Here is a 20,195-nt window from a genome sequence, read left to right as displayed (position 1 = left end):
TAAACCATCCAATTTGAATAATACTGTTTTTTTAATAACGCCGCCGTTTACACAATTGAACACGCCCTATCCGGCTACAGCCTATCTGAAAGGGTTCCTCAATACCAGGGAAATCCCTTCTTATCAGGCCGACCTGGGTATTGAAGTAACGTTGCGTTTGTTTTCAAAACAAGGATTGGAACAGTTGTTTGCCTGCATTGCTGCAGCGCCGCCGGCGGAAATGTCGGAGAATGTAGCCCGTATGCTGGTGTTACAGGACGATTATATCCAAACCATCGATGCGGTTATTTTATTTTTACAGGGAAAGAATCCTACGCTGGCACATCTTATTAGTAAACGGGATTATCTGCCGGAGGCTTCACGCTTTGCACAGCTAGACGACCTGAACTGGGCGTTCGGTTCCATGGGGATGCAAGACAGGGCAAAGCACCTGGCTACGATGTACTTGGAAGACCTGTCGGACCTGATCATGGAATGTGTGGACCCGCATTTTGGGTTTAGCCGCTATGCGGAGCGTTTGAGCCGTTCCGCTAATAGTTTTGACGAATTATATGCAGCGCTGGGAGCAGCGCATACCTATATTGACAAAATTTTAACAGTTATATTGGCCGCACATATGGAGCAGGTGAAACCTGCTATGGTGGCTATTTCTGTGCCATTTCCCGGGAACCTTTATGCGGGGTTGCGTTGCGGGCAATGGATCAAAGAACATTATCCCAACGTAAAAGTGGCCATGGGAGGTGGATTTCCAAATACGGAATTGCGCTCGCTGTCGGATACACGGGTATTTGAGTTTGTAGACTTTATTACCCTGGACGACGGGGAAGCTCCATTGGAGAATCTACTGCACTTATTGGAAGGCAAGAAAGCGCCGGAAGAGCTGAAAAGAACTTTTTTACTGGCAGATGATAAAGTTACCTATGTCAACAGTAAGGCTACTCACGACTATAAACAGGCTCAGCTAGGAACGCCCGACTATAGTGATCTGCTGTTGGACCAATATATTTCAGCCATAGAAGTAGTGAACCCGATGCACAGCCTTTGGAGCGATGGGCGTTGGAATAAGCTGACGATGGCACATGGTTGTTATTGGGGGAAGTGTACTTTTTGCGATATCTCATTAGACTATATTAAAGTATATGAGCCGTTAACAGCTGTGATGTTGTGCGACCGGATGGAAGCCATTATCGCCCAAACGGGTCAAAACGGCTTCCACTTTGTAGACGAAGCCGCACCGCCGGCCCTGATGAGAGCGCTGGCGTTAGAAATCATCCGGCGTAAGCTTACCGTTAGTTGGTGGACGAATATCCGTTTCGAAAAAAGCTTTACCCGCGATCTATGCCTGTTGTTGAAAGCATCGGGATGTATCGCTGTTTCAGGCGGCTTGGAAGTAGCCTCTGACAGGTTGCTGGGTTTGATACAAAAAGGTATTACTGTAGCCCAGGTGGCCAGGGTAAACCGGCATTTTACAGAAGCAGGCATCATGGTGCACGCTTACCTGATGTATGGTTTCCCTACGCAAACTGCACAGGAAACTATCGATGCATTGGAAATGGTACGGCAAATGTTTGCAGCCGGTATCCTGCAATCTGCATTCTGGCATCAGTTTACTATGACCGCCCACAGCCCTGTTGGACTTGAGCCGGCAAAGTTTAAGGTAGAAAAAGAAACCGATGAGTTGGGCGCCTTTGCTAATAATGATATTATGCATATAGATCCTACCGGCGCAGAGCATGAAACCTTTAGTTATGGCCTGAAAAAGTCGTTGTTGAATTATATGCATGGCGCCTGCCTGGACTTCCCTTTGTCGAAATGGTTTGACTTTAAAGTACCTAAAACCACCATCGCACCTGATTTTATTACCAAGGCACTGATGGAAGAAGAAGTGGGTACCATTAAGCCTACTTCTAAAGTAGTATACCTGGGCAAACAGCCCGCCATGGAAATTATTACTAAATCTAAGAAAGGAAGCACCTGGGAAATGTCTTCTTTTACCTTCCAGGGCAAAAAGGAAAAAATAAATATTAGTGTGTCTACTCCACAAGGGGCCTGGCTGGCGAATATATTGCAGCAATTGGCAGTAACTAACCCCAAAACCTATACGTTGCAGGAGGTGAAAAGTAGTTATGAGGCGGCAGGTCTGGAAGATTTTGAGCTTTTTTGGGATAATAAACCCGTAAATACCCTGTATAAAACCGGATTGTTAAAATTGTAGCCAGCCCTACCGGGAAAAATCCCGGTATCAGTCATGAGGAAAAAGTTAAATATTTGTTTCCACTAAACTGACCTACTATGAGTGATCAAATGTCCTTAGCCGGTTATGCCAGCAATGACCAAGGCTACCTGTACCCTACCACAGAGCAACTGGATTATCGGATGCCTTTTACTGGCGATGTCAAGACTTATGGAATGCCCGTAACATCAGCGGCTTTTTTGGGAATGCTAAATAATTTTTACAAATTTCTCCTTGCCAATCCGGAAGTACAACAAGCTTTCCAGGGCGTGTTATCCATCGATTTCAGTAAGGCATCGCTCTTGCGAATCCTCAGTCAGGAAGGATGTGAATACATACGTTTCCACTTTGCAATTCCGGAAGAAAATCAACAATTTAGCCTGGTAGCAGAAGGTATTACCGGCGATCAATCGCAGGTAGGCTACGAGCAGTTGCTGAAAAGAGTTACCGAAAACACGATTACAGAGCATAATAGCTTCGATCCTAAATTCGAAGAAAGAGGTAACGGTAAAGACGGAGACGGTAAGTTTGCGCCTTACAAACAACTTTTCGACATTTTAAAGAAGAATAACTCCCCACTGGCGACCGCCGACCTGGAGAAATTATTCTAACATCTTTTTTGTACTTTAATCTTAGTGCCGATGAACGGATGGGTGTACGCTTATTATGTGCTATTGGTAGCCTGCTTCATGATCAGCCTGTTTCATCTCCAATATCGGGAGGTAAGGATGTTGAGTGTGTTACTGGGAGTGTCCATTATAACAGAAGTGATTGTAGAGTTGATCGGTACAAAAGGTTTAGGCTTTTTTATAGTGTATCATTTTTTCGTGGTGCTGGAGTATAGTTTGATTACAATAATACTCCGATCAGGGATCAGGGACTATCGCTGGAGGCTTTTAATGGGCGTGTCTATTTTTGCTTTTGGTATAGTTTCTCTTTTTTACAGCTTTGTATGGGGTGGATGGCATGTCTTTCCTGGCATAAATATTACGATTGAAAGTTTCCTGGTCATATGCTGGTGCCTTTTATCCTTTTTTTCTATAACCCCGGATAGTGAAGCGTCTATATTCCAGCACCCGATTTTTTGGTTAACCCTTGCTTTTTTTATTTATTTCGCGGCATCCGTGAGTGTAAATGCCTTTTATAACCTGTTGCTGGAAAACGATACCACCAGGGCGCGGCATTTTTTCGCGGTTTTGAATTCATTATCCAATTACCTGTTGTATATTATGCTGATAAAAGGCGTAGTATGCTTCCGGTCAAACAGGATCTTTTTGTAGCTGTGACATTCATCTCATTGTTGATTACCATCATGGGACTAGTGGTGGTATCTGCAGTGATAAGTTATAAGAAAAAGCAGGATGCTTATTTACATCAGCTTAAATTAATGAAAGAAGACTACGACAAGCAGTTAATGTGGTCGCAAATTGAAATGCAGGAAGAAGCCTTTGCCCATCTGGGGCAGGAACTGCATGATGATATAGGCCAGTTATTGAGCAGCACCAAGCTCTTGATCAACGTTACCCAACGGAGCATGAAAGAGATCCCGGATACGTTGCATATAGCTGAAGAAACCCTTAGTACGGCTATCCAGCATCTTCGGGCGCTTTCTAAATCGTTTAGCCGTCAGTGGTTAAGCCAGTTCAGCCTGATCGAAAACCTCAAGATGGAAGTGGAAAGGATTAATTCCAGTAAGGCTATCATAGTAAAGTTTACCCACGAACTGATCGCATTACCACTACAGGCTGAACCTCAGATCATTCTGTTCCGCATTGTACAGGAAGCGATACAGAACTGTATTAAACACGCCCGGCCCCAAGTGATCGATATCAGTATCAGAAAGGCCGGCGAACAACTTATCCTGATTATAGCAGATGACGGTGACGGTTTTGATAAAGCCGGAATGGCCTCCATGGGTATGGGCATCCGGAACATGCAGCACCGTACCAATGTACTTGGCGGGGAAATCCGCTGGGAGGTAACTACTTCCGGAGGCACTGCTGTATTGATCACATTACCCCTTGAATAAATTTTTTATATGAACATCAATATTGGCATAGCAGACGATCATCAGTTATTCTTGAAATCACTCAGCTTATTAGTGGGCGGTTTTAGTGGCTTTCAGATTGTAGCGGAAGCTATGAACGGACAAGAAATGCTTAATAAGCTTGCCCAGTTGCAGATGTTGCCCGATATACTGTTGCTGGATGTAAATATGCCGGTAATGGATGGTGCCGCTACTACAGCTGCTGTTACCCGTTTGTACCCCACCGTTAAAATAGTAGCATTGTCTATGAAAGATAATGATGCCACTATCATAGAAATGCTGCAGGCAGGCTGTTGTGCTTACTTGCTGAAAGATATCCATCCCGCAGAATTGGAGAAAGCCTTGTGTGAAATCCATACTACCGGCATTTATACCAATGATGCTTCCAATGTTAACTACCGGCGGCTATTACTGCAATCCGAACAAAAACAAACCCTTACAGACCGGGAAAAAGAGTTTCTCAGCCTGGCCTGCAGCGACCTTACCTATAAGGCCATTGCCGTTAAAATGAATGTCACGGAGCGTACGATAGACGGTTACCGTGAGATCCTGTTCAATAAACTGAATGTACAGAGCCGTACCGGTATGGTACTGGAGGCGTTAAGAAGACAACTGATCACTTTATGACCCCGTGAAATACCCGTTTCCGGTTTTACCGTTATAATACCTCCTTTTACCGCTTTTAGGGTAGGGTTAGCCTTTTAGTCCCCTTATAATCTGTAGGTATGTTGTAATTTCAACCCGTCAATACAAACCAAATCTGAATGAGATGAACAATCAACAACCTATTGCTGACCCCATTCTGGTAGTGAATCAACTAAATGTTCGCTATGGGGCTTTTCAGGCAGTGAAAGAAGTTACTTTCGGGGTTTCAGGCGGTGAAATTTTTGGTTTACTGGGTCCTAACGGCGCCGGTAAAACGAGTACGCTCAGTGCTATAGAAGGCTTGTTGCAACCCGCTTCCGGAACGATTACAGTAGCCGGGTTCAATACAAAAGAGAAGCCCTTGCATGCCCGTGCCAATATGGGCGTACAACTGCAGGCCACCAGTTTTCAGCCAGAATTAACCATTGCAGAGATTATCCGTCTTTTTGCCCGTATTTATGGTGTTAGTCTCAATGAGGGTGCTATCCGGGAAAAGCTGGCTGCTATCAGCCTGGAAGATGCCGCCGACAAAAAAATTGCTGAGCTTTCCGGAGGCCAGCAACAACGGGTATCCCTGCTGATTTCTACCATTCATAACCCGCAATTGATATTGCTGGATGAACCTACTACCGGCCTGGACCCGCAATCCCGGCGGCAATTATGGGAACGTATAGAGTATTTCCGTAACCAGGGGCATGCGGTAATGCTCACTACCCACTCTATGGAAGAAGCAGAAGCGGTATGCGACCGTATCGCCATTATAGACCATGGACGCATTATCGCTATCGATACACCGGAAGCCCTGATAGAAAAACATCGCCATGATCCGGAAGTATTGAAAGTGGTGAGAAGGGGAAAAGTAACCCTGGAAGATGTGTTCATTGGATTAACTGGTACTGCTGTTCGTTCATAACAAAAAAAGTCGTTGTATGGAAACAAGAATACCTAAAAATTCCGCTGTATTATCTGCGTTATTACAGGCAGATTTTACCACTATTTGGCGTAATCGCCGTTCTATGCGGTTAGTGCTTATTGTGCCGTTGTTGATCCTCATTTCTTGGAAAGGGCTGATAGATAAGATCGGCGGTGTGTTTGTTTTATCTTCCTGTATCACTATAGGCCTTACTAGTATCGGGCTAATGGGATATACTAATGCGATTGCCCGCGACCGCGACAAGGGCGTGTTTCAACGTTTGCGTGTAGGTCCGGTTTCTGCCTGGACGATCATGATCAGCCGGTTGGCTGTACAGGTAGTGATGATTTTATTGATGACAGTCCTTGTATTTTTGGTGGGCTACTATGTAGATCATATTAGTATATCGCCGTTGGGTTACGTAACTGGTTTATTGATGGCTATGGTAGGAGGTGTGGTATACCTGGGTTTAGGACAAGCTATAGTAGGGCGTATCAAAAACCCGGATACGGCTAGTTCTACTACGCGTCTGGTATATTTTGCTTTTATTATGATAGGTATGTTTGGTGAATTTGGTGCTTTAGGGAAAGAGATGGCCCAGATAGTGATCTGGTCGCCTTATGGAGTAGTACGGAAAATATTAGGTGCGAGCTTGTCGCCGGCTACCTGGGAGTTGAAAACTACTTATGCATTACTGGCAGCCATAGGATATACTATTTTGTTTGTGATACTAGGAGTGAAATGGTTTAAATGGGATAGCAAGTGATTTTTCGACGAGGTAGGTAATGCCTGCCTCGTTTGTTTTAGGATGCTGATTCAGCACCTCGTTGATCCGCTGATACTGAAAAATATTTCAGTGTAATTTTTGGAAAAATAAAATAGCTGCTTATCTTTGCGCTCCCTGACACAATATCAGTTGCCCAGATGGCGAAATTGGTAGACGCACTGTGTTCAGGTCGCAGCGCCTGCAAGGGTGTGCTGGTTCGAATCCAGTTCTGGGCACTAGAAGCCTTGTAAGTAATTACTTACAAGGCTTTTTTAATTGCGTCGAGTGTTCCTGGTTGTCCAAACTAATTGATCGATTCGGTTTTTTCTATTTTGCCGCAATTAAATTTTCAACAAGCTCTAAATGAAAAAGACAATTACAATTGTTATTATTCTGTTTTTAAAAGGTATCATTACATTTTCACAGATAAGTATAGATAAAGCCCAGATTGTACCCCTGGCCCCGAATGTGGCCGAATTATCAAAATACATAGATATTCCTACCATCCCGATGAACGGTGTAGTACCAATCAGTTTTCCCTTATTTGACTTAACTGTTGGGAAAATACACATTCCTATTACATTGAGTTATCATGCTTCTGGAATTAAGGTTGCTCAACAAGCTACATGGGTGGGTCTTGGATGGAATTTGATGCCGGGAGGTAATATAGCCAGAACCGTTAGAGGTATTGAAGATGAAAAATCAGTGAACGGTTGGTTTAATCAAAATATTCCGGTAGATACTATCTCCAGTATTAGGGATTATAATACTTTAAAGAACTGGTCTAATAATATTCCGGATGCCCAGCCGGATTTTTTTAATTTTAGCTTGCCTGGCAAATCTGGTAAATTTCTTTTTTCAAGGGATTTGAAGAACTTTGTTGCGGTACCTTATACACCAGTTGTTATCAACAGGAATGCCTCTCTTAATACTTATAGCATTATTGATGAGGATGGAACCAAGTATTATTTTCAACAGAAGAATAATTTTTTTAATGATGATCAAAGAGTACAATCTTATGTTCAATCATGGAGCCTAACAAAAATTGTTTCTAGCGATAATGTTGATAGTTTGGATTTGTCCTATACTGCTGAAATTGAATTTAGCATAACCTCAACCAGTTCCCGTAGATATAGAAAAGGTGAATCGGAAGATGATTTTAATGGATATGCTGCCGATAATCCACAAACTATAACATCTACATCTCTAATAGGTAATCCAATTTTAAAAGAAATCACCTATAGAGATGGGAAAGTAACCTTTTATGCAAATACTGTCAGACAAGATGGTTTTGAATTGTCTAGCTATCCCAAACATGCCTTGGATAGTATTGTCGTTTATAAAAAAGTAAATAATAACTACGTTAGGGTAAAGAAAATTGGATTTGCTTATGATTATTTTAACGTTGAGAATAATATGAGCGTTGCTGCTTCCAGGTTAAGGTTACTATCTTATAGTATTGATGATATAACAGGAGCCAGTGCCCCACAAACTCATTATTTCAGCTATAATGAATTGCCTATTCCTTCAACCACTTCTTTTAATATGGACTATTGGGGATATTACAATGGAGCAGGTAATGGGAACGTTAGTTTATTACCCAATATTTTGCCTGTTCAAACAGAATTGCAGAAATTTGGAAATATTGGATTGGCTAACCGTACTCCTTCCGATACTTATATAATGGCAGGGATGTTAACAAAGATCACCTATCCAACAGGAGGGTATACCTCCTTTGAATATGAGCCTAATAAATATTATTCTACACGGACTGAATATATAGATACCAGTTTAGCCAGTTTTACTTTAGCTGGCACCGGACGTACTAGTTTTGCAACCAGGCAGGCGGATTTTAAAAGTCCTTCTGCAGATGGGAGGGCCTATAGTAGTGGAAAAATAAATATTACCTTTTCACCTTTTTCTCCCAATGCTTTTGATGTAGCGCAAACGGTCATTCTTAAAGACCTGACTACAGGAAAAAATCTGGTCATATGGTATTCAAGTGATTTTGGTAATGAATATACTAAATCCCATTCGATTGAATATGCCTATGATTTTGATACGGCTCATACTTATCAGATCTATGCTGTAATCAATGATTATTCCACTACTACTATTAAAGTGGAGGTTGCCGGATTAAAGCGGAACACTTCCAGGTTGATTAAATCTGGCGGAGGTATAAGGGCAAAAACTATTGCCTATTATAATGCCGACAATACATTGCAGAAAAAGACCCGGTTTTCTTATGGTATAAATGAAAGCAGTTATGGAAATATCCTGATGTCTGACGATATATTTTATGAAAATTACTACCGTAAAACACTTAGAAAAGTTGTCGACTTTGGCATGGCAGGATGTGGAGAAATAGATGGGAGTGAATTGGTTTATTTGGCTCAGGCATCTTATCCAACTGTAACATTCAGTTCTGGAGATGTACTTTATCCTTCAGTATCTCAATACGAAGTCGACAATCAGGGTATCCCAAATGGAAAGACTGTTTTCAACTACATCATACCCAATGACTACAGATTTGTACCAAATCCTGTGGCAGTAGGAGGGAAAGAGTATGTTGGGAATTCTTTGTATGAAGATTTTCTTGCATCTAAAAGTATATATAAATACAATGTATCCTCTAATAATTATTCATTGATTGATTCTATGAGTAATGAATATAACATTTTTAATTTCAATACAATTAAGAGTGTTTCAGTTTATAATACTGTTGATTATGCAGATGAAATGAGATGTAGAGCAGGTGATCCTCCATTAAATGATATTGGATATGCGTTTTATGACATAAAGCTTGGAAAGTATTTATTGACAAAGGCTACAGTCAATCAATATGATGACCTGGGGAACGAGCTTCAATCCGTCACCGATTATGGCTATAACGACAAATTGATGCTTAAGTCAACTTCTACAACAGATAGCAAAGGACTTAATATCTCCACATCTTCCCTTTATCCCGGTGATCATGCTTCCACAGATGTGAATGCAGCTGTTTTGAATCAGATGTTATCCTCCAATGTCATCAGTCAACCCTATTGGAAGGCGGATTATAAGAATAATACCCTTTTACGTTCTCTAAACACCACTTTCAAGAGTGGCTGGAATGGTAATGCCTCACAGATACTTCCTTCTTCCAATATTTTAAAAACCAGGATGAATGGGACAGATAATATTACCACTGTTATGTATTATAATTCATACGATGCTTATGGCAATATATCGGAGCAACAGAAATCCAATGATGTGAAAGAGGTTTATCTGTGGGGTTACAATGGTAAGTACCCTGTAGCAAAAATATTAAGAAGTGACTATTCGACGGTAATAACGAAAGTGACGCAGTCAATACTGGACAATATTAACGGCACGACGACAGATGCAACCATGCGTGCAGAGTTAAATAAGCTTCGTACAGGCTTGCCGGGAGCTCATGTATGGACGTATACCTACGCGCCATTAATTGGCATGACAAGTGAAACGGACCCGGCAGGGCATACGACGTACTATGAATATGACGGCTTTGGTCGTTTGCAATATGTGAAAGATAAGGACGGTAACATTATTAAGATGTATGATTACCATTATAAGACCAATTAATGCTGCGTTAAATGGGAAATAGCATTATTGTATTTATTATGCCAGGGCAATTTTATTAATCCCTTTTGTTTATTGAATTGATACTATGAAATTTTCTAGATATTTATGCCTGCCGACATTTTTATTTGCAGTGCTCTTAATTGTAAATGATAGCAGCGCACAGGCTCCCATACAGCCCTATACCAATACTAATATTAACTATGTTCGTACCTGGGAGCCATCTATGCCCACTACTCATCCAGCTACTGTAACCGGCAGTACGAATGTGAAAGAGGTGAAACAAACTACTCAATATTTTGATGGGTTGGGCCGCCTGTTACAAACCGTTAGTAAGGGGATTTCCCAACAGGGAAAAGACTTGGTAACGCCGGTTGTATATGATGGATTTGGCCGTGAGCAATACAAGTATCTGCCTTATGTTTCTCCTGCCAGCGATGGCGAGTTTAAAGAGAACCCTTTTGCAGAGCAGGCTGCTTTCATGAATGCTCAATATCAGTCGCAAGCGGAGAATACGTTTTATGGTCAGACGGTATTTGAAGCTTCTCCATTAAACCGGGTGATGAAAACAATGGCGCCAGGTAGCAACTGGGCAGGAGGTGGAAGAGGAGTGGGTCAGCAATACCGAGTAAATACCGCCGCAGATAGCGTGCGTATTTGGATAATGCCTGAAGGGCTTCAAATACCTGTTACTACTACTGTATATGCCAATGGGAAATTGTATAAAAATGTAGTGACAGACGAACATGGTAGTAGTGTAGTTGAATTTAAAGATAAAGAGGGTCATGTAGTGCTTAAAAAGGTAGAATTAATCGGTGGCGCTGCAGATGGGCATAGTAACTGGCTCTGTACTTACTATGTATACGATGAACTGGGAAACCTGCGTTGCGTGATTCCTCCTAAAGCGGTAGAGCAGATTAAATATAATTGGCTACTAACAAACGAAGTGGTGAATGGTTTATGTTTTCTGTATCGTTATGACGGAAAGAATCATATGATCATTAAAAAGGTGCCGGATGCTGATTCCGTAGAAATGGTGTATGATGTGCGCGACCGCCTGGCCTTTTCAAGAGATGGTAATTTGCATGCGAAATCCCAATGGCTGACTACTTTTTATGATGAACTGAATCGTCCTATCATGACCGCATTATATAATAAGGCAGGTATCGATAGAGAGGAGTTGCAGCAACAAATGAATGCGGCTATTGATAACGCTAAACAAATTGATTATACTATTCCGGCGGTAACAGACCTGGTGGTAGCGAATGATGACGGTCGTAATATTTATAAAGCCAGTAATAGCATCACATTTGAAACCGGTTTTAACTCAGCTGTCGATGTTGAGTTTGAAACTTTGATTGACGCCAATGCTACACAAGGCACTACTACTGTGGTGGCTACTAACCCATTACCAGATATCAATGCTGCCGATTTATATCCATTGACCTACACCTATTACGACGATTATACATTTACAGGAAAACATGATTTACAAACAGCAGATCTGGGAAAACTGAAAAATGGAGATAATGAATACGGTGAGGTAGTGAATGCCGCCAGTACGATGACCCATGGCATGCTAACTGGAACGTGCATACGTATATTGGGAACCAACCAATGGCTTAGTTCAACTACTTATTATGATGATAAAGGGAGAGTGATACAAACAATTGGAGATAATGCATCAGGTGGAAAAGATATACTTAGCAACCGTTATGATTTTAACGGAAAAGTGCTTAGCTCTTACCATCATCATCATAATCTGCGCAGTGCTATACCGGCACAGGTGACCACACTCACCGTCATGAACTACGATGCTGCTGGCAGATTGATAAATATTAAAAAGCAACTCAATGATGATGGCATAGATAAATTGATTGCAACGAATGATTATGATGAGTTGGGGCAATTAACATCCAAAACGCAGGGCGCCCTACATACGGAAAAATTTGAATACAATATTCGTGGCTGGTTGCTTGGCATGAACCGTGATTATGTGGCCGGGCAGCCTGGCGGTTATTTCGGTTATGAACTGGCCTATGATCAGCCGGTTTCTTCGCTTACCGGTACGATGTATACCAGGCCGCAATATAATGGTAATATTTCAGGCACTACCTGGCGGGGTAAGAGCGATCAGATCAACCGCAAATATGATTTTTCTTATGATCGTGTAAATCGTTTGACCGGTGCTGCCTTCACCCAGCAAAATACAGGTAGTAGCAGCTGGACGAATAATGTGGCCGATTTTTCTGTGAGCGGTTTGTCTTATGATGCGAATGGCAATATCCTCTTCATGAATCAGAAAGGGCTCAATGGCACTTCGATTCAAACGATTGACAGTTTGAAGTATGCTTATATTCCGAATAGCAACCAACTATTTTTTGTAACAGACAGAAAAAATGATCCGGGAAGTAAGTTGGGAGACTTTAAGGAAGTTAACAACGATGAAAACCGGGATTATATATACGATGCCAATGGGAATCTTATTGTTGATATTAATAAGGGATTGATTATAAACAGGTATAATCACCTGAATCTTCCTGATAGCATTACCATAGAGGGTAAGGGTTATATTGAGTATATGTATGATGCTTCAGGTAATAAGTTACGTAAAAAAGTGACAGACGTTACCGGAAGCGGTGTTATTACTACTACAGATTATATTGGTGGATTTGTATATCAAAATGATACGCTTCAATTTGCGACACAGGAAGAAGGCCGGATAAGAATGGTGTGCAAAACAGGGGAGCAGCCGGCATATGTATATGATTATTTTGTGAAAGACCATCTGGGCAATACCCGTATGGTATTAACAGAACAAAGTGATGTTAGCATGTATGCGGCCACTATGGAACAGGAAAATGCTGTAAAAGAAATAGCATTGTTCAGCAATATCGATAATACCCGTAGTGTTAAACCGGTGGGCTATCCGGCAGATCAGGCTACTGCGAAAAACGAATTTGTCGCCAAACTGAATGCAAAAGCAGGCGGCAATAAAATAGGGCCATCGCTTGTATTACGCGTCATGGCTGGCGATACCATCCAGCTGAGTGCCAGTGCGTTCTATAAATCACAGCAACCGGCAGATAAAAATAACAACACCACCCCGGAAGAGATAGTAGCCTCCTTGTTGCAGTCGCTTGCCACTACCACAAAAGCAGGAGGTACACATACAGATGTGGTTACTACTTCTCCCGACCCCATGGCCGGCAACTTTACAGGTAATGATTATCGGCGTTTAAGAGATAAAGATCCTGATCAAAATCAGCAGGATAAACCTAAAGCCTATCTGAATTTTGTGTTGTTTGATGATCAGTTTAAATTGGTAGAGGAAAACAGTGGAGTAAGACAAGTAAAAGGAGACCCAGATCAGTTGCAGACATTGGGTACAGAAAAAATGGAGGTGAAAAAGAGTGGATTTTTGTATGTTTACACCAGCAATGAGAGTCAGCAGGATGTGTTCTTTGATAACGTTATATTAGGTGTTAATTCTGGTCCGGTATTGGAGGAAACACATTATTATCCGTTTGGACTCACCATGAGTGGGATAAGTTCTAATGCTCTCAAAGGTTCGAATTATCCGGAGAACCGAATGAAGTATAATGGGAAGGAGTTGCAGAGTAGGGAGTTCGGAGATGGCAGTGGATTAGAATTATACGACTATGGTGCCAGGATGCAAGACCCTCAAATTGGGCGCTGGTGGGTAATCGATCCATTAAGTGAAAAAGGACGGCGGTGGAGCCCTTATGTTTATGCACTTGATAATCCGATAAGATTTATAGATCCTGATGGAATGTGGCCGGACTGGCCTACGTGGAATGATGTTAAAAATGCAGGGAAAGCTGTTGCGGGTAGTGTTGGAGGAGCCGTTATAGGAACAGTTGATAATCTTAGTGGAGCAAGTTTTAGAAGTGCAGTAGCAGGTAATATCTCCGATCGATCTATAGCTTCTGGTTGGAATGCAGGATTAGATGTAGCAGATGTTGCGGCCGCAGTAGGTGGTAAAGGTGGGCAAATAGTTGGGGGAGCGATAACCGGAACCGCAATAACAGTGACGGGGGCAAGCGGAGGGCTGGCAGCAGAAGTGAGTGTACCTGTAGCACTTGGTGGGATGGGAATTTCTGCAATAGGAACAGTGCTAACCGGTAATGGAACTGCTAATTTAGCTTCGCAAAGTGGAAGAGTTAATATAGGCGAGTATAGTCATATACAAGATGAGTTACCTCGTAAATCAGGTGGAGAGCCTGCCCCTGATCCGGCGGCAACAGGTCCACATACAGAGTTAGGCTCCCAGGAAGGTAGAAAAGGGAGATATAATCAGGCAAGAGAGTTTGACCAGAACGGCAATGTTGTGAAAGATATTGATTTTACGGATCATGGACGACCTGGTAATCATCCTAATCCCCACGAGCATCCATATGTTCAGAATCCAACTGGCGGAACTCCTATGCGTAGTAAACAGGCGCAACCTTTAAATGCAGATTATCAAAAATATTTACCGTGGCTACAACAAAAATAATTATACAAGGTTCATCCTCTGAAGTCTTAGATGTACAACTATCAGATATATTGAATTGCATTGAAAATGGAGATCGCTTTTTGTGGTCATTACAGTGGATTACAGCTGTAGGTCAGCCTGGGGATGAAGAAGTTTTATCCTTTGAAAAATCAGTAAATAAATCTTCCAATGGGCTTTTGTATAGTTGGAGTGAATTACTTGATTTATCAAATCGCTTTTATCAAATAATAGAGCTACTTGTTTGTGGCGATCAAAATGAAGCGTCCCTGAGGAGATATGAAATAGATGAGGAAATGATCTTAAGCTGTAATTATGTGTTTGAGTTGGTAGACTCTTCTTACTGGCTTGTTAGTAGCAGTGATAAGGATCCTATATTGCGTATGCAGCGTGAACTACCAGGAGTAACAGTATGTTAAAAAAATAATAAAATAGATAGAGCCGTATGCTAATGCTTAGCATGCGGCTCTATCTTTGTGTTTTATGCTTTTAATTTTTTGGTGGTAGTAGTTAGTTGAGCTTCTTTTAGGAAAGCATCCACCACGCGGAGAATGGTATTACGGTCTTCTTCAGAAATCTTATCCAGCAGCTCCAGGCGATAGAGCATTTTTTTATCCTTCACTAAAAAGGTAGTGTTACCCACCAGATAATCCAGGCTCACGTCCAGTGCGTCCGCAATTTTTGCGGCTACTTCTACAGATGGTGTAATCTCATTACGTTCATAACGGCCAATGATAGCACCGGAGGTGCCTACAGCCTTACCGAGTTCGTCCCGGTTAAGATCCTTCTCTTTACGCAGTTGTACTATTTTATTACCTAAATCCATACCTAATAAGTGATGAAAATGCCTGATTGATCGGCGTTTTAGTAAAATTAGTTTATTGATAGGTGAAAAACAACAATGAAAAAGTTTGTTTTTAATTTACCTATCAATTATCTTTGTCACCAATAGGTGAAGAAAAAAATATTTTTTATGGCTAAGATCAATATCGATAATCAGGACGCCATTACTTACCAAACGGAGGAACTGGGGTTTACTATCCTTGGCGGTATCCGGTTGGATGGTTTAGACCGGATGCGTGTAACGTTGAAGGTGGAAGTATTGAACCGTAAGTTCAACCACTATCTTGATCATCCTGATATTGCAAATCTTGCCATCCGCCAGAATCTTGATCTTTATAATCATCATCAGGTGGAAAAGCTATCCAGGTTGATAGCCGACCGGCTGGAAGTTGGTAACAGTCCTGTAGTGCAGGCGCTGGGAGAGATCACTGATCAGTTGGAAGGTTACCGTTTACAGCAGATCGAAGCCCGGAAGCAGGAACAGGTAAAACCGCTGAAAGTACTTACAGAAGCAGAGCAGCAGCAGGCTATGGCGTTTTTACAACAGCCAGGCTTACTGGAACGAACCAACGAAATGATCGGCAGCAGTGGTATGGTAGGCGAAGAACTAAACCGCCTGATCATGTACCTGATCTTTACCAGCCGTAAAACTACCCGCCCGCTGCATGTGATCAGCTTCGGCAGCAGTGGCACAGGTAAAAGCCACCTACAGGAAAAAATCGGTGACCTGATGCCTGATGAAGATAAGATTGAAATTACCGCTTTAACAGAGAACGCTTTTTATTATTTTGATAAAGGAGAGCTGGGTCATAAACTGATACTGATAGAAGATCTGGACGGTATATGGTCTGCCCTGTATCCCTTGCGGGAGCTGCAAAGCAAGCAGCGTATCAGTAAAACCGTTACCATCAAAGACCGTAACGGCAATACTAAAACCATCCACCTGAAAGTACACGGCCCTGTTAGTATTGCTGGTTGTACCAGCCTGTATGAAGATAATGCTAACCGCTGCTTCCTGTTATATCTTGATGAAAGCAGTGAACAGGATGAAAGGATCATGGATTACCAGCGGGAACTAAGCGCAGGTAAGGTAAACAGTGCAGCCGAGCAACAGGCCCGCTATCTGTTACAGAACGTGCAGCGTATCTTAAAACCTGTTACCATCCGTAACCCTTATGCAGAGCTGTTAAAGATACCGAAGGAGGTTTTTAAACAGCGCCGGACTAATGCGCATTACCTGGCCTTTATAGAAGTGATTACCTTTTATAAGCAGTACCAGCGGGATATACAGACAGATGAAGCTACAGGCGAACGCTATATTACCACTACCATAGACGATATAAGAGAGGCTAATGAACTGATGAAAGGTATATTGCTGCGTAAAAGTGATGAGTTGAGCGGTGCTACCCGTCATTATTTTGAACAGCTTAAAGTCTGTCTGGAATCCAATGTTGAAAAGGCTTTTACCAATAGTGGTATCCGCACCATGATGCGTATCCCACTAAGTACGGTAAAGCGGCACCATGCAGCGCTGCTGCAAGTGGGATATATACGGCAGGTGGAAAGCCGCTACACAAAGGCGTATCATTATGAAGTATTGAGCTATGAAGAATACCAGCAGCTACAGCAACGTATCATTACCGTACTGGATGAAGTGATGGAAGGGCTCAATGGTTCAGTAACAGCCCATCAGATAAGTGAGCCGGATAAACGCAAGAAAAAGAAGCAGTTAGCCTAACGGCTCACGCTATACGGAGCATACATACCGCACACAAAAAATTATTGTATCATGAAACAGCTTGACTTAAAAAGTGAGGCCTACCGTTATATTGTCCAAAGTTACGGGGAGTGGCTAGGTACGCTGGGTTATAATGAACAAACCGTTTATCAGTTACCAAACCACATACAGGAGCTGCTTTACTACGTGGAGAGTAAAGGCTATGCAGGTTTACATCAGCTAGATATACACCTGTTCAAAGATCATTATTATAAGCTGAAAGGGCGGTCTAATCAGCGCCGTGGTGGAGGGTTGAGTAATAGCTATCTGAACAAACATTTACAGGCATTACAGAAGTTCAGCGACTATCTGCGTCAGAGCGGCAGGCTGCTGCTTCCCAGGCTGGATATACGTACAGAAAGTGATGAAGGTATTATCACCGATGTATTAACACAGGAAGAAATCAGGCTGCTTTTTGAAACTACTTACCAGCCCTATGAATCCCGAAAACATGATAAAGGCGCCCAGTTTTATGAAACGATGCAGAAGCGTGACCGGGCAATGCTGGCAGTGTTCTATGGCTGCGGGTTAAGAAGGAACGAGGGTTATCATCTTGATACCGGTGATATCCAGTTCCATAGCTCCCTGCTGCATGTTCGTAAGGGGAAAGGTTACCGGGAACGTTTTGTTCCGGTTACCAAACAGGGTATTAAATACCTGGAACAATACCTGTATGATGCTCGTCCTTACTTTATAACAGGGAAACAGGATGCCCTTTTTGTTACTTATAGCGGCAGGCGGCTAGGTGGTCAGGCGTTGTTGGTGCGGCTGAAATTACTGATCGCTTTATCTGGCAATCTGGAACTACAGTTAAAAGATGTACACCTGCATACGCTGCGGCACAGCATTGCTACGCATCTGCTACAAAATGGTATGACACTGGAACGTATCAAAGACTTTTTAGGTCATACCAGCCTTGAAAGCACACAGATATACACCCACTTCTTAGAACAGCAAAATCCCAATATACATGCTACCTGATTATAGTAAGTTCCGGGAATACCTGGTTATAAAGCGTTACAGTACTGCTACCATTGAAACGGTTATCCGGGCAGTTAATTACCTGCGCCAGTGGGCAGATAAGGAGAATATACCGGAGCTGGAAGATATAAGCTATAGTGATATGCTGGACTTTATGAAGTGGAGCAGTAGGGGCGGCGCATCACAGAGAACAGTATCCGGGTATCTAACGCATGTACGTAAATATTATGAGTGGCTGATCAGTGAGGGCATGATCAAAGAAAACCCTGTTAGTAGTATTAAGGTACAGAGTATTAAGCGCCGTGCTTATTATGATATTTTAAGCGCTGCACAGTTGGAAGAACTTTATCAGCATTACACTACAAATATCACGAATGAACCCGGAAAGATGCTGCCACCGCAGGAAATGAATATTTTATCCAGGAGGCGCAACCGGGTGATATTAAGCCTGTTGGTGTATCAGGGCTTGCGTGTAGAGGAAGTGGCCGCGCTAAAAACATCTGACTTACAGTTGCGGGAAGGCAAGATCATGATACACGCTAAACGAAGAACTGCGGCCAGGAATATGACCTTAGAGAGCTTCCAGGTGTATGAGATAATGGACTACCTGCATGAAGTGAGAAAGCAGCTTTTACCGGAAGGAGTAATCACGGATCAGCTTTTTGTACAGCGGGATGGTGGTCAGAATTTTTATGGTGTTACTCAAACGCTGTTAAAGCAGCTACGGCAGATCAACGGCAGGATAAAGAACCTTGATCAGATAAGGACCAGTGTTATCACACAGTGGCTGAAACAGCATGATCTTAGAAAGGTGCAGCATCTGGCAGGGCATAAATATGTAAGTTCTACGGAGGCATATAAACAGAATGTGCTGGAAGGGTTACAGGAAGCTGTAAACCGCTACCATCCGTTATAAGTAAGATATTTTTAATTATTAAACCATTATGTAAATGGAAAAATCAAAACAACCACTGATTGTTCCTGAAGAAAGAATCATGCAACGAATAGTATTGATAAGGGAAGAGAAAGTAATACTGGATCTTCATCTTGCAGAGTTGTACGGTGTAGAAACGAGGGCTTTAAAACAAGCAGTACGGCGTAACATGGAACGCTTCCCGGAAGATTTTATGTTCGAGTTGACCGAAGATGAGGTAGAAGCGGTGGTATCACAAAATGTGATACCACACAAGAAGTACCTTGGTGGCGCAAAGCCGTTCGCTTTTACAGAAACTGGTGTGGCTATGTTATCCAGTGTATTGAAAAGTGATATAGCTATAGAAATGAATATAGCCATCATGAGAACCTTTATATCATTACGTAAATTATCGGTTAATTATAAAGAGGTAATGCGGGTACTGGAGGACATGCGGGAACAGTATGATAATCAGTTCGAGGACATTTACCGTGTGTTGGAACATCTGATAAATAAGCCACAGGAGCCGCGTAATATGATCGGATTTACACGGCATGATGATGAGGCTGAATAGGCAACAGTGGAGGTTCTGGCGGGATAATATAATTATACGCATGAGTATAAAGCCCTGGCAGGTAAAAAGGTCTCACTGCGGGCTTAGTCGGCAAAAAGGCGCGCCAGTCCTGCGCTTGCCCCTTCCGCTGCGCTCCAGGGGCTGCGCTCCGTCCTGTCACGCTTTTTGCGCTCCCTCGCCCTCCGTTCGGCCAGCTCCCGGTCTGGCTAAGGAGGTGTTTAAATCGAGGTTGCCTTTATGCCCGCCATCCCTTCGCTGTCCATTTTGTCTCGTCCTAAAATAAGTTTACAGATTTTAAAAATAAGTCCTAAAATAGATTTGCGTTTTACTCTTAGTCCTGCTCCTCATTTACAGTTCCTTTTTTAAGATAATAGTTTTTCCATAACC

General features: G+C 42.4%; 14 protein-coding genes and 1 tRNA gene. 14 read left to right on the top strand and 1 reads right to left on the bottom strand.

Annotated elements, in window-relative coordinates; genetic code table 11:
* The first annotated feature begins 13 nt into the window (after nt 1–13).
* The 10 genes from ACDQ55_RS18540 to ACDQ55_RS18495 all read left to right on the top strand — a co-directional run bounded on the left by ACDQ55_RS18540 (nt 14) and on the right by ACDQ55_RS18495 (nt 15,139).
* Entirely contained in the window at nt 14–2,215 is a 2,202-nt protein-coding gene (locus ACDQ55_RS18540; RefSeq protein ID WP_420982988.1) for a B12-binding domain-containing radical SAM protein, read from the top strand.
* Nucleotides 2,216–2,292: 77 nt separating this feature from the next.
* The gene (locus tag ACDQ55_RS18535; RefSeq protein WP_420982986.1) at nt 2,293–2,844 is read left to right on the top strand and encodes a hypothetical protein; all 552 of its coding nucleotides are present in this window, start codon (nt 2,293–2,295) and stop codon (nt 2,842–2,844) included.
* Nucleotides 2,845–3,482: 638 nt separating this feature from the next.
* Complete coding sequence (locus ACDQ55_RS18530; protein WP_420982985.1) at nt 3,483–4,262, top strand: sensor histidine kinase; 780 nt, start codon at nt 3,483–3,485, stop codon at nt 4,260–4,262.
* Nucleotides 4,263–4,271: 9 nt separating this feature from the next.
* The gene (locus tag ACDQ55_RS18525; RefSeq protein WP_420982984.1) at nt 4,272–4,907 is read left to right on the top strand and encodes a response regulator; all 636 of its coding nucleotides are present in this window, start codon (nt 4,272–4,274) and stop codon (nt 4,905–4,907) included.
* A 142-nt stretch (nt 4,908–5,049) separates the two neighbouring features.
* Complete coding sequence (locus tag ACDQ55_RS18520) at nt 5,050–5,838, top strand: ABC transporter ATP-binding protein (protein WP_420982982.1); 789 nt, start codon at nt 5,050–5,052, stop codon at nt 5,836–5,838.
* Nucleotides 5,839–5,854: 16 nt separating this feature from the next.
* Complete coding sequence (locus tag ACDQ55_RS18515) at nt 5,855–6,604, top strand: ABC transporter permease (protein ID WP_420982980.1); 750 nt, start codon at nt 5,855–5,857, stop codon at nt 6,602–6,604.
* Nucleotides 6,605–6,756: 152 nt separating this feature from the next.
* Nucleotides 6,757–6,840, top strand: a tRNA-Leu gene (locus tag ACDQ55_RS18510).
* A 127-nt stretch (nt 6,841–6,967) separates the two neighbouring features.
* Nucleotides 6,968–10,207 (top strand): hypothetical protein, encoded by a 3,240-nt coding sequence (locus ACDQ55_RS18505; RefSeq protein ID WP_420982979.1) that lies wholly within the window; start codon nt 6,968–6,970, stop codon nt 10,205–10,207.
* A gap of 130 nt (nt 10,208–10,337) precedes the next feature.
* The gene (locus ACDQ55_RS18500; RefSeq protein ID WP_420982977.1) at nt 10,338–14,723 is read left to right on the top strand and encodes a DUF6443 domain-containing protein; all 4,386 of its coding nucleotides are present in this window, start codon (nt 10,338–10,340) and stop codon (nt 14,721–14,723) included.
* Complete coding sequence (locus ACDQ55_RS18495; RefSeq protein ID WP_420982976.1) at nt 14,705–15,139, top strand: hypothetical protein; 435 nt, start codon at nt 14,705–14,707, stop codon at nt 15,137–15,139. The genes ACDQ55_RS18500 and ACDQ55_RS18495 overlap by 19 nt, the downstream gene beginning before the upstream one ends.
* Before the next feature lie 62 nt (nt 15,140–15,201).
* On the opposite strand, the gene ACDQ55_RS18490 is transcribed toward ACDQ55_RS18495, so the two are convergent.
* Complete coding sequence (locus tag ACDQ55_RS18490) at nt 15,202–15,546, bottom strand: helix-turn-helix domain-containing protein (protein WP_420982975.1); 345 nt, start codon at nt 15,544–15,546, stop codon at nt 15,202–15,204.
* A gap of 147 nt (nt 15,547–15,693) precedes the next feature.
* Here ACDQ55_RS18490 and ACDQ55_RS18485 point away from each other — a divergent pair, with 147 nt between their 5' ends.
* Genes ACDQ55_RS18485 through ACDQ55_RS18470 form a run of 4 tightly spaced genes read left to right on the top strand, consistent with a single transcriptional unit; the run spans nt 15,694 to nt 19,808 of the window.
* Nucleotides 15,694–17,301 carry a hypothetical protein gene (locus tag ACDQ55_RS18485; protein ID WP_420982973.1) on the top strand — a complete coding sequence of 536 codons (1,608 nt, stop codon included), beginning with the start codon at nt 15,694–15,696 and terminating at the stop codon, nt 17,299–17,301.
* A 51-nt stretch (nt 17,302–17,352) separates the two neighbouring features.
* Nucleotides 17,353–18,321 carry a tyrosine-type recombinase/integrase gene (locus ACDQ55_RS18480; RefSeq protein ID WP_420982972.1) on the top strand — a complete coding sequence of 323 codons (969 nt, stop codon included), beginning with the start codon at nt 17,353–17,355 and terminating at the stop codon, nt 18,319–18,321.
* A complete protein-coding gene (locus ACDQ55_RS18475) occupies nt 18,311–19,237 on the top strand; it encodes a tyrosine-type recombinase/integrase (protein ID WP_420982971.1) in 927 nt (308 codons plus the stop codon). Before ACDQ55_RS18480 ends, ACDQ55_RS18475 begins: the two co-directional genes overlap by 11 nt.
* Before the next feature lie 34 nt (nt 19,238–19,271).
* On the top strand, nt 19,272–19,808 hold the full coding sequence (locus ACDQ55_RS18470; protein WP_420982970.1) for an ORF6N domain-containing protein: 537 nt from the start codon (nt 19,272–19,274) through the stop codon (nt 19,806–19,808).
* The last annotated feature ends 387 nt before the right edge of the window (nt 19,809–20,195 follow it).

The organism is Chitinophaga sp. 30R24 (assembly GCF_049056765.1).
Lineage (GTDB): Bacteria > Bacteroidota > Bacteroidia > Chitinophagales > Chitinophagaceae > Chitinophaga.
This window is presented reverse-complemented; position numbering and strand designations above follow the sequence as displayed.